General features: G+C 65.8%; 12 protein-coding genes. 7 read left to right on the forward strand and 5 right to left on the reverse strand.

Annotated elements, in window-relative coordinates:
• From QE494_RS10425 to QE494_RS10455, 7 genes are all read left to right on the forward strand, one after another.
• Nucleotides 1–352: SDR family NAD(P)-dependent oxidoreductase (locus QE494_RS10425; protein WP_300043117.1), on the forward strand; the 352-nt coding region annotated here is incomplete at its 5' end.
• Nucleotides 353–374: 22 nt separating this feature from the next.
• Nucleotides 375–1,202, forward strand: a complete 828-nt coding sequence (locus QE494_RS10430) for an ABC transporter permease (RefSeq protein WP_300043119.1) — start codon at nt 375–377, stop codon at nt 1,200–1,202.
• The gene (locus tag QE494_RS10435) at nt 1,199–1,996 is read left to right on the forward strand and encodes an ABC transporter permease (RefSeq protein ID WP_300043122.1); all 798 of its coding nucleotides are present in this window, start codon (nt 1,199–1,201) and stop codon (nt 1,994–1,996) included. Before QE494_RS10430 ends, QE494_RS10435 begins: the two co-directional genes overlap by 4 nt.
• Before the next feature lie 2 nt (nt 1,997–1,998).
• Entirely contained in the window at nt 1,999–2,898 is a 900-nt protein-coding gene (locus QE494_RS10440) for an ABC transporter ATP-binding protein (RefSeq protein WP_300043124.1), read from the forward strand.
• Between the two features lie 65 nt (nt 2,899–2,963).
• Entirely contained in the window at nt 2,964–4,202 is a 1,239-nt protein-coding gene (locus QE494_RS10445) for an ABC transporter substrate-binding protein (protein ID WP_300043125.1), read from the forward strand.
• Nucleotides 4,203–4,237: 35 nt separating this feature from the next.
• The gene (locus QE494_RS10450; protein WP_300043126.1) at nt 4,238–5,152 is read left to right on the forward strand and encodes an NAD(P)-dependent oxidoreductase; all 915 of its coding nucleotides are present in this window, start codon (nt 4,238–4,240) and stop codon (nt 5,150–5,152) included.
• 14 nt (nt 5,153–5,166) lie between these two features.
• Nucleotides 5,167–5,463 carry a DUF1330 domain-containing protein gene (locus QE494_RS10455; RefSeq protein WP_300043127.1) on the forward strand — a complete coding sequence of 99 codons (297 nt, stop codon included), beginning with the start codon at nt 5,167–5,169 and terminating at the stop codon, nt 5,461–5,463.
• 16 nt (nt 5,464–5,479) lie between these two features.
• Here QE494_RS10455 and QE494_RS10460 read toward each other — a convergent pair whose 3' ends face one another.
• From QE494_RS10460 to QE494_RS10480, 5 genes are all read right to left on the reverse strand, one after another.
• Nucleotides 5,480–6,427 (reverse strand): dienelactone hydrolase family protein, encoded by a 948-nt coding sequence (locus tag QE494_RS10460; RefSeq protein WP_300043128.1) that lies wholly within the window; start codon nt 6,425–6,427, stop codon nt 5,480–5,482.
• Nucleotides 6,428–6,519: 92 nt separating this feature from the next.
• Nucleotides 6,520–7,647, reverse strand: a complete 1,128-nt coding sequence (locus QE494_RS10465; protein ID WP_300043130.1) for a CaiB/BaiF CoA-transferase family protein — start codon at nt 7,645–7,647, stop codon at nt 6,520–6,522.
• A 21-nt stretch (nt 7,648–7,668) separates the two neighbouring features.
• Nucleotides 7,669–9,075 carry an aldehyde dehydrogenase family protein gene (locus tag QE494_RS10470; RefSeq protein ID WP_300043136.1) on the reverse strand — a complete coding sequence of 469 codons (1,407 nt, stop codon included), beginning with the start codon at nt 9,073–9,075 and terminating at the stop codon, nt 7,669–7,671.
• Nucleotides 9,076–9,319: 244 nt separating this feature from the next.
• On the reverse strand, nt 9,320–10,213 hold the full coding sequence (locus QE494_RS10475) for a LysR family transcriptional regulator (protein ID WP_300043132.1): 894 nt from the start codon (nt 10,211–10,213) through the stop codon (nt 9,320–9,322).
• An 80-nt stretch (nt 10,214–10,293) separates the two neighbouring features.
• Nucleotides 10,294–10,478: hypothetical protein (locus QE494_RS10480; RefSeq protein WP_300043134.1), on the reverse strand; the 185-nt coding region annotated here is incomplete at its 5' end.

The following is a 10,478-nucleotide window of genomic DNA, read 5'->3' on the forward strand; positions in this document are numbered from 1 at the left end:
AGGCCGCATCATCAACATGGGTTCGATCATGAACCATGTGTCGCGGCCCAACCTGGTGCCCTATGTGTCGGCCAAGGCCGGCGTGTCGGGCTTTACCCGTGCGATCGCCGCCGACCTAGCCGGCACTGGCGTCACCGCCAACGCACTGGCGCCGGGCTACACCATCACCCCCTTCAGCCAAGCAGCCGACAAGGACTTCAACGCCTTCGTCGCCGGCTGGACGCCGGCACGCCGCTGGGGCCGGCCCGAGGACATCGCCGGCGCCGCGCTGCTGCTCGCATCGGACGCGGGCGCCTACATCAACGGCCACACGCTCTATATCGACGGTGGCTTCCTCTCCGTCACCCGCTGACGCCTGACCGGTGACCCGCGCCATGCCCCTTCCCGATCCTCGGCCAGCCACCCCGGCCGCGGCGGGCCAGCGCCGGCCCGCTGGCGCTGGCGCTGGCCGGAGCTGGCTGATTGCCCTGCGCTCCTTCGCGGTCTTTGCTGCCCTGTGGTGGCTGCTGGCCACCTGGAATGCCAATCCCTTGCAACTGCCCACGCCCCAAAGCGTTCTCAGCGCGCTGTGGGGCTTGGCGCGCGATAAGGAGTTGTTCGAGCACGCAGCAATCAGCACCGTTCGGCTGCTGATTGCGCTGGCCCTGGCCATCGTGGTGGCCGTGCCCCTGGGCTTCTGGATGGGCCTTAGCCGCCGGGCGGAGGCCTTCATTGACCCGCTGGTGGAACTGCTGCGGCCAATCTCAGGCATTGCCTGGCTGCCCCTGGCCCTCTTCATCTTCGGCGTCGGCGACACGCTGCCCGTGTTCATCATGGTCTACGTCGCCTTTTTCCCCATCCTTCTCAATACGGTGTCTGGCGCGCGCAGCGTCGACAAGCGCCTGGTGCTGGCGGCGCGGACCATGGGCGTGGGCCCGACGGCGCTGCTACGACACGTGATCATCCCGGCGGCGCTGCCCACGGTCATGGTGGGTGTGCGCCTGGCCTTTGCCGGCGCCTGGGCGGCCATCGTCGCCGCCGAACTCATTGGTGCGCCCAGCGGACTGGGTTTTGCCATCGAGTGGTACCGGCAGATGCTGATGACGTCCAAAGTTTTCTCCTTCATCTTGGTGATCGGGGTGGTCGGCTTCCTGTGCGACGCCGGCCTGCGCGCATTGCAGCGTGTTCTCACCCCCTGGTCGGAAGGGACGGGTCTGCAATGAGCGCCGCCCTGCAAAACCCACAAGCCCTGTTGCCGCGTCTGGCCCAGGCGCTGGCCCTGCCCCTGGTCTTGTTACTGGCCTGGCAGGCCTGGGCCATGACCCTGCCGCCAGAAAGCCCTGCGCCGGCGCCGGCCCGCGTGGTGGCCGCTGCCATCACCCTGGTGGCCAGCGGTGATTTGCCCATGGCCCTGGTGCAAAGCCTCGGGCGCGTGCTCGCTGGCTTTGGCATCGCCCTGGTTCTTGGCGTTGTAATCGGTGCCCTGATGGGATCAAGCCGGCGTGTGCAGGAGAACCTCGACCCCATCGTCGAGAGCTTTCGCCCAATCGCACCCATGGCCATCTTGCCGATCGCCATCCTCTGGTTTGGCACCGGCACACCTTCGGCCCTGGCCATCGTGGCTTACGCCGCCTTCTTCCCGGTGCTGGTGAACACGGTGCACGGTGTCAGCCGGGTCGAGCGGCGCTTGGTGCAGGCGGCGCAGACCATGGGGGTGCCGCGCCTGACCATCCTGCGCCATGTGGTGTTGCCCGGTGCCGCGCCGAGCATTCTGCTTGGGGCCCGCCTCTCGATGGGCGTGGCCTGGACCGCGATCATCGCCGCCGAACTGGCAGTGGGGGCCAAGTCGGGCGGCGGTACCTCGGGTGGCATCGGCCAGATGATGTTCATCTTCTATTCGTACAGCGTGGACCTCAATGCGATTGTGGTCTGCATGGTGGTCGTCGGCCTGGTGGCCCTGCTCATTGACCGCATCTTCCGCGCCATCGAGGCGCGCGTCATCCGCTGGAAAGACTGACCATGGACAACATCCTTTCCTCCCCGTCGACTGCTGCTGCGCCCAAGCTGCGCCTGCAGTCGGTGAGCAAGAGCTTCATTGCCCCGCACACCGGTCAGCCCACGCTGGCGGTCGACGATTTCACGCTGGACATCCAGACCGGCGAGTTCATCTGCGTGGTCGGGCCCTCCGGCTGCGGCAAATCCACAGTCATGAACATGATCGCGGGCCTGGACACCCCGACCACCGGCTCGATTCAGAAGGACGGCCAGCCCATCACTGGCCCCGGCGCGGACCGCGGGGTGATGTTCCAGGACTACGCGCTGATGCCGTGGCAGTCGGTGCGTGACAACGTGGGCTTTGGACTGCGCCACGGCACGCCCGGCCTGCACCTGTCAGCGGCCCAGCGCGAGGAGCGCATCGTTCACTTCATCGACCTGGTCGGCCTTCGCGGCTCCGAGCGCAAGTACCCGCACCAGCTCTCGGGGGGCATGCGCCAGCGCGTCGCCCTGGCCCGGCTGCTGGCCAACGGCCCCGATGTACTGCTGATGGACGAGCCCCTGGGCGCGCTCGACGCGCAGACGCGTTTGATTCTGCAGATGGAGTTGCTCCAGATCTGGGGTCAGACCGCTCCGCGCGAGCAGCGCAAGACCGCTGTTTTCATTACCCACGACATCGAGGAAGCCGTGTTCTTGGCCGACCGTGTGGTGGTCATGAGCAGCCACCCGGGCCGTGTGCGCGCGGTGCTTGACATCGATCTGCCGCGCCCCCGCACCGAATCCTCGCGCGCTGACCCGCATTTTGGTCGTCGGGTCGAAGAGATCTGGGCCTTGATCCGCGACGAGGCCCGCCGGGCCATCGGCGGGTCTCAGGTCGGCGGCTCCCAGGTCGGTGCCGCCACCGAGAAGACCCCGAGCCACTGACGCCTTGCAGGCCAAACCGTTTTTTCACCGTCGACATGCCAAGCCAAACCACGAAAGGAGACATCATGTCCAAGCCACTGACCGCCAACCGCCGACAGCTCGTACTCGGGGGCGCCGCCCTCGCCGGGGCATCGGCCCTGGGCATGCCCGCCCTGGTGCACGCCCAAGGCTCGCGCCGCCCGCTCAAGATCTCCATCGGGCGTATCCCGTGGGCCGCGGGCAATTCGCCCATGACCCAGTACATGATCAACAACAAGTTGATGGAGCGCCGCGCCTCTGAACTGGGCTACGACCTCACCATCGACTGGCGCGAGTACCCCACGGCGCTTCCCATGGTCGAGGCCATGGTGGGCAACAACCTCGACATCGGCATGTGGGGCAACACCCCCATCACCCGGGGCCTTTCCACCGGCTTGCCGATCAGCCTGATGGTGGTGGGCGAAGGGCACCTGCGCTTTTTGATCACCACCCGCAAGGGCTCCCCGATCCGCAACTTCGCCGACCTCAAGGGCAAGACCATCGGCGTATCGCTCGGCGGCGACCCGCAAAGCGCGCTGTTCCAGATGCTGCGTTTCGAGATGGGTGTGGAAGACATCAAGGAAACCGGCATCCGCTTCGTGAACATGCCCACCCATGCCCAGGCGGCCTCGGTGCCGACCGGTGTGGACGCCACCTGCACCATTTACCCCGCCTACCTGGCGGCCCAGGCCAGCGGCACGGTGGCTCTGGCCAACTCCTTCGGCTACACCGAGGAACACTATGACGGCCCGGCCGGCAAGGGCGCCGGCAAACTGCTGCCCAACGCGAAGAAGTCCCCCTTCTTCCCCGACGGCTACTACCTGCACCGCTCGTTCTGGATCGGCCGCAACGGCCTGATCGATCAGCATCCGCAAGCGGTGTTGGCCTTCCTGATCGCGCAGCAAGAGTCGGTCGCCGCGCTGTCCGCCATGGACCCGGGCGTGGTCTCGCAGTTGGTGCGTGACTACTGGAAGCTCGACAACGTGCAGGGCGCCAAAGTGGTCAACGATGACGTGCTGTTCTCCCGTGGCTGGTCCTGGCCGACCGAGGCCGATGCCCGCGCCATTCTCGAAACCAGCCGTTTCATGGCCGAGAACAAGGTCATCGAAAAGCCCTTGGCCTGGTCGACCATCAAGGGCGCCTTCTCTCGCACCGCGCCGCTGATGAAGCAGGCCTACGACCGCTTGGGTTCAAAGCCCGTTGCAGGCGAATTCACCCGTACCAACGTTGCCGACCTGCGTGGCCGTCCGGTCTGGGAAATCAACCAGTGGGCTGACCGCAGCTAAACCCCTTTTTCAACCTTGTACCGGAGTTACCCTCAATGAAAGTCGGATTTGTCGGCCTGGGCGTCATGGGTGGACCCATGGCCGCGAACATCCTCAAGCACGGGCATGAACTGACCGTGTTTGACCTCAGCCAGCAGGCGGTGGACCGTCTGGTCCAGGCCGGCGCCAAGGCGGCCAAGACACCGCGTGAAGTTGGCGCTGCCAGCGACTTCGTGGTCACCATGCTGCCCGAGCCCCAGCACGTCGAACAGGCGGTCCTGGGACCCGATGGCATCGCTGCCGGCCTCAAGGCGGGCGGCATCGTCATCGAGATGAGCACCATCGACCCGGCCACCTCGCGCCGGGTCGGCGATGCGCTCCGGGCGCAGGGCAAGGAACTGGTCGACTCCCCCGTGGGCAAGACCAGCGAGCATGCGGTCACTGGCACGCTCACGTTGATGGTGGGCGGCAACGGCCCAGCCATCGACCAGGCGATGCCAGTCCTCAAGTGCATGGGCACCGACACCTACTTCTGCGGCGGCCCGGGCACCGGCCATGCGATGAAGATGACCAACAACCTGTTGGCCACCACCATCATGTGCGCCAACACCGAAGCACTGGCCATCGGCATCAAGAACGGGCTCACCCTGGAGTTGATGCAGGAGGTGATGCGCACCACCATGGCCTGGAACCAGCAGTTGGCGGTGGCCATGCCCAAGAAGGTGTTCCTCGGCGACGACAGCCCGGGCTTTGCCATCCGTCTGGCCTGCAAGGACGTTCGTCTGGCCTGCGAGGCGGCCGAGGACATGGGCTTTACCGCTGCGGTCGGCCGCGGCGCGCAGGCCACGATGGACCGTGCCATCGGCATGGGCTTGGGTGACCGCGACACCGCGGCGCTGATGTTCATTCGCGAGCGGGAGCTGGGCATTGAGGTGCGCCAGCAACCGGCCGACGCGAAGAAAGCCGCCTGAGGAGGACCGGGGACATGGCTGCTTATGTGATCAACGACATGGTTGTCACCGACCCGGTTCTGTTCGAGGACTACAAGCGCCTGTCCCCGCCCACAGTGGCCGCCTACGGCGGGCGCTTTCTGGCGCGTGGCGGTGCGGTCGAGTCCCTCGAGGGAGGCTGGTCACCCCAGCGCCTGGTGATTCTGGAGTTTCCCAGCGTGGCCCAAGCACGCGCCTGGATCGACTCGCCGGAGTACGCGCGGGCGCGCGCGCTACGCCAGCGCTCGGCCACTTCGAACATGATCGTGGTGGAAGGTGTGCTGCCGGCCTGAATGGCTCTCGGGGCGACTATTTGTATTGAGTGAAGAATCGGATCACGTGGTCCGTAGCCTCGCCCAATTTTTCTTCGTTCCCCCGGGTATGCCCTTTTCTGCCCGAACAAGTTTGGAAGGCCTTCGCGACATCAGTTGGCGTCCCATCCAAGTGATACGCAATCCGACCATCCTCTCGAATGACCGGGTTATCCGTACAGGCTTGCAAGGTTCTGGAATTGGCCACGACGTCTCGTACCCCGGAGAGGCTGTAGTAGTGACTCGCGCCGGGGATGGTCACATGCTCTGAAACATTGCCAGCCTGTTTCAGTTGCTCGGACAGGTAGACGCATGGCTTGGGCGGGTAGTGGCTGAGCTCACCCAAGACGAAGATGGATGGTGGCGAGCCTGCGCGCGCCTTCGGTTGGATCTGGCAGTTCCCCTCGGCCGATGCGATGGCGCGCCATCGCATGTTGCGATATTCGTTCGCCAAGGGCATCAGCGTCTCGATGACCATTTGCCCGCCGTAGCTGAATCCGGTATAAAAAATTCTTTCCGGATCGAAGCGGCTGTCACTGGCAAGTAAGTTCCGCAGCGTCAGGGCGTAAAACTGGGCGGCTGGAAACAGCTCTTTTTCTGTTGCTCGGGTATTGCGTGGATAAAAGGCGTCTATGGCGACGACCGCAAAACCCTGCGCCAGGCCCTTGTCGATGATCTGTTGAGAGTAAACGTCCGTCCTTCCCTTGCCAGATTTAAAGGGCGTGTCTTGGGTGCTCCCGTGCTGAGTGATGATCACGGGAAGCCGGTTGGCCGAACCCGTCGGCAGATGAAGCTCGGCGATGACTTCCTGTTCCTTGAGCTGGTTGCCCGCCCAGGACCTGAAAGTGATGATTTCAGCAGCGTGCCCGACGCTGGTGCTCATGCAAGCTACCCACAGCATCCCAAGCAAGCCAGGGCGAACAATAGAAAAAAAGTTGAGGTCCATCTCGGCAACCTGGTCTGGATGTTTAAGTCAAATTGGCATCCAGTCTACACATCACTCGGTCTGCCCCTCATACCGGGATGCCGAGAAAATCCTCAGCGCGCAGGGCGTGATTCGGGCAATTCTTGGTGCTGGTCCAGATCCGGCGCCGAGGGAAAGCGGTCGGCCTCCCACTCCGTCGCATAGGGCGGAGCCGGCATCTGGACCTCATGGCCGTGGACGTCCATCGGACGGGTGCGCAGTTGAGGGTGTTCGATGAGGTCGTGCACCGAGTTGATCGAGCCGAATGCGGTCTGCGCCTCGGTCAGCCGGTCGACCACCTCGGCATAGCCCAGACCACCGAACACCCTCTGCACCGCAGCTTCTAGCGCCTCGCGGTGGCGGGTGCGGGCTGCGTTGTCGGCAAAGCGCGGGTCCAGCGCCAGGGCCGGATCTCCCATCACCTGCTCGCAGAAGCTGGCCCATTCGCGCTCGTTCTGGATGGAGAGCACCACCTCCCGGCCGTCGGCGCAGGTGAAGGCGCCGTAGGGGGCGATGCTGGGGTGCTTGAGGCCCACCCGGTCGGGCGCTTTCCCACCGTAGCGGGCCTGCAGGTAGGGAACGGCCATCAGTTCGGCGGCCGACCCGAACAGCGAGACCTTGACTCCGCTGCCGCGGCCGGTGCGGGTGCGTTGCAAGAGCGCTTCGAGCACGCCGATCAGCGCATTCATTCCGGCGCTGATGTCGCAGACCGACACCCCGATACGGCCCCAGGGGCCGGGCGCTCCGCTCACGGCCACCAGGCCGCTTTCGGCCTGCACCAGCAGGTCATAGGCCTTGAGGTCCTTGAGCGGTCCGTCTTCGCCGTAGCCGGAAATGTCGCATGTGATCAGGCGCGGGTGTCGCTGGCGCAGTTCTTCCGAGCCGAAGCCCAGGCGCTGTGCGGCACCCGGCGCCAGGTTCTGCAGGAACACATCGGCGCTGGCCAGCAGCGTGTGCAGGCGGGCCTTGTCATCATCCTGGCGCAGGTCCAGGGCCAGCGACTCCTTGCCGCGGTTGATCCAGACGAAATAGGAGGATTCGCCGTGCACCGCGCCGTCATAGCCACGGGCAAAGTCGCCCTCGGGGCGCTCGATCTTGATCACCCGCGCCCCGGCGTCGGCCAGCCGGCTTGAGCAATAGGGCGCGGCCACCGCCTGCTCCAGGGCGATGACCAGAATTCCGTCGAGTGGTTGCGGGTTCATCTTGCGTGACCTTCAGCGTCTTCAGCCGGCATAGCAGTTGACGATGGTCTTGGTGGTGCTCAGTTCTTCCAGCGCCAGCAGGCCCTTCTCGCGCCCATGGCCGCTGCGCTTGGTGCCGCCAAAGGGAAGTTCGACCCCGCCGCCAGCGCCATAGCAGTTGATGAACACCTGGCCAGAGACGATGGCGCGGGCCATGCGCTGCTGGCGGGCGCCGTCACGTGTCCAGACCCCGGCGACCAGACCAAACTCGGTGCCATTGGCAATCGCCACTGCCTCCTGCTCGGTGTCGAACACCTGCAGCGCCAGCACCGGGCCGAACACCTCCTGGCAGACCAGGGGGTGGGTGGCCGGCACCGGCCCGAACACGGTAGGTGCGACGAAGTAACCGCCCTGTAGGCCCTTGTGAAGCTGTGCCTCTGCGATGACCGGCAGTCCGTCCGCGCGAGCGCGGTCGATGAAGCCCTGCACACGCGTCTGCTGGGTGGCGTTGATCACCGGGCCCAGGTCGGCATCGTCCTCGGGCCGGCCGATGCGCAGCGCGGCGAAGCGCTCGGCCAGCAGGGTGGTAAAGCGCTCGGCGACGCTGCGCTGGACCACCACCCGGCTGCCCGCCGAACAGGTCTGACCGGCGTTCTGAGTGATGGCCTTGCACACCAGGGTGGCGGCCTGCGCCAGGTCGGCGTCCTCGAAAACGATCTGCGGCGACTTGCCACCCAGCTCCAGCACCACTGGCACATGGTGGCGTGCGGCGGCCTGCTGCACGAGCTGGCCGACCTCTGGAGAACCCGTGAAGGAGATGAAGTTGATGTCGGGGTGCGCGGTCAGCGCGGCTCCGGCTTCCTCACCCACGCCGGTCACGATGTTCAGGGTGCCGGCGGGCAGGCCGGCCTCGACCAGCAGTGCGCCCATCTCCAGGCAGACCGCGCAGGCCTCCTCGGCCGGTTTGAGCACGGCGGCATTACCCATGGCCAGCGCCGGCGCGATGGTGCGCCCGAACATCTGGGCCGGGTAGTTCCAGGGCGTGATGTGAGCGGTGACGCCCAGGGGCTCGCGCACCACAGTGACGTTGTAGCCCGCCAGGTAGGGGATGACCTCGCCGTGGATCTTGTCTGCCGCGCCGCCGTAAAACTCGAAATAGCGTGCGACTGCCGCCATGTCTGCCCTTGCCTGTGAGATCGGCTTGCCGGTGTCGTGCGCTTCCAGCCAGGCCAGGCGTTCGGTGTGGGCGAGTACCAGAGCGGAAAACCTCTGCATGACCCGTCCGCGCTCGGTGGCCGACATCGCACCCCAGCGCCCCGCCAGCGCGGCTCGGGCGGCCTGCACCGCCGCTTCAATCTCGGCGGCGCCGCCGGCGGACAGCCAGGCGAATCGCGCGCCGGTGGCCGGTGCGATGACCGGCAGGGGCGGGGCATCGGCACTGCCCACCATGGCCCCTCCGATCAGGTGGCCGTACAGGGCTTGCGCCGCATGCTGGCCGATGGCGGCGGGGAAAAGGTCGGGGCGGTCGCACTGCATGGCCAAGATTCCTGGTGATGACGCTGCCGCAGCGCCATACCTGCGCCACGGATCTGTGGCGCATTCTTGAACCTGCCGCCCGTAGCGTCCATGGGAATTTGGGCAAAGCCGGCTTGTGCTTTTTCGAAATGCGCCCGCCGTGGGGCGCGCCGGGCGCTCAGGCGGCGGCGCTGGCCACCATGTGCCGTACCAGTTTGGCGACCGTGGGGTGGTGGGCGCGCTCTTTCTTCATACAAATGAGCATGCGGCGCTCGGCCCATTCCTCGGTGAGCGGACGCACCGTGAGGTTCATGCCCTTGCCCAGAACACTCGCTGCTTGATAGGGCAGCAGGCCCACCCCCAAGCCCGCCTGCACCATGCGGCACACCGCTTCGAAGCTGCGCACTTCCACCCGGACCTGCAGGGTCCGCTCGGCGATCACCGCTTGCTCGGTCAGCAGCCGCATCATCGAGGAACTGCTCTCCAAGGCGATCAGGTCGTCGTCGAGCAGATCGGCAAAGTGCATCTCTGGTGCTCGGGCCATGGCATGCTGGGGTTGCATCACGACCGCGATGCGGTCGGTGACATAGGGCAGGCATTCCAGTCCCTCGGCAGGTGTGCCGTCGACGATCACGCCCAGATCGCCTTGCGAGGCCAGTAGCGCGCGCACGATCTCATGGCTCCAGCGCTCCTCGAGTACCAGACGCACATCGGGGTTGCTGCGGGCGAAGCTGGCCATGTGCTCCGGGAGCGACTCGGTCATGACCGAGGTGTTGGCCAGAATGCGCAGCGCTCCCTTGCGGCCGGAGGCGTGGTCGCGCATCTCGGCCTGCATCTGGTTGATTTCGACCAGCAGGGTCTTGGCATGGGGCAGCAGCGAGGCGCCTGCCGGTGTGAGCTCGACACCCTTGGAAGAGCGTTCGAGCAGGGGGGTCTTGAACCGGTGCTCCAGCAACGCCATCCGGCGACTTGCTGCGGCCAGCCCGATATGCGACGCCTCCGCCGCCTTGGTAAGGCTGCGAAGTTCTGCAGCACGCACGAACAGTGCGAGCGAGTCGATATCTGGAAGCAAGGGATCTCCTTGGGGCTGCGCCGATTGTGTCTAGCCCATGTCAGACTGACTATTTCTGAGGCGAGAAGCCAGCTTTCCGCTCACGGGAAAGCTCGGGCCAGGGCGTAGGGGCCGAGTGGTTCGCCCTGCCATTCACGCCAGGGGCTCGCGCCGCCGGCGCAATGAGCCAGCCACGCGGGTGCGTCGAGCAGCTCGAGTCGGCCGCTGCGCGCAGCTGTCGCCAGTAGCGCGCGATGCGGCAGTGGCTCAGGGCCCAGGTTGGCCA

The sequence above is a fragment of the Ramlibacter sp. genome (assembly GCF_029866045.1).
Classification (GTDB): domain Bacteria; phylum Pseudomonadota; class Gammaproteobacteria; order Burkholderiales; family Burkholderiaceae_C; genus Ramlibacter.

What these genes read in the sequence shown, in the direction of transcription:
- QE494_RS10465 (WP_300043130.1), bottom strand. Translation starts at nt 7,647, where the DNA reads ATGAACCCGCAACCACTCGACGGAATTCTGGTCATCGCCCTGGAGCAG.
- QE494_RS10430 (WP_300043119.1), top strand. Translation starts at nt 375, where the DNA reads ATGCCCCTTCCCGATCCTCGGCCAGCCACCCCGGCCGCGGCGGGCCAG.
- QE494_RS10450 (WP_300043126.1), top strand. Translation starts at nt 4,238, where the DNA reads ATGAAAGTCGGATTTGTCGGCCTGGGCGTCATGGGTGGACCCATGGCC.
- QE494_RS10460 (WP_300043128.1), bottom strand. Translation starts at nt 6,427, where the DNA reads ATGGACCTCAACTTTTTTTCTATTGTTCGCCCTGGCTTGCTTGGGATG.
- QE494_RS10470 (WP_300043136.1), bottom strand. Translation starts at nt 9,075, where the DNA reads ATGGTGGGCAGTGCCGATGCCCCGCCCCTGCCGGTCATCGCACCGGCC.
- QE494_RS10435 (WP_300043122.1), top strand. Translation starts at nt 1,199, where the DNA reads ATGAGCGCCGCCCTGCAAAACCCACAAGCCCTGTTGCCGCGTCTGGCC.
- QE494_RS10445 (WP_300043125.1), top strand. Translation starts at nt 2,964, where the DNA reads ATGTCCAAGCCACTGACCGCCAACCGCCGACAGCTCGTACTCGGGGGC.
- QE494_RS10440 (WP_300043124.1), top strand. Translation starts at nt 1,999, where the DNA reads ATGGACAACATCCTTTCCTCCCCGTCGACTGCTGCTGCGCCCAAGCTG.
- QE494_RS10455 (WP_300043127.1), top strand. Translation starts at nt 5,167, where the DNA reads ATGGCTGCTTATGTGATCAACGACATGGTTGTCACCGACCCGGTTCTG.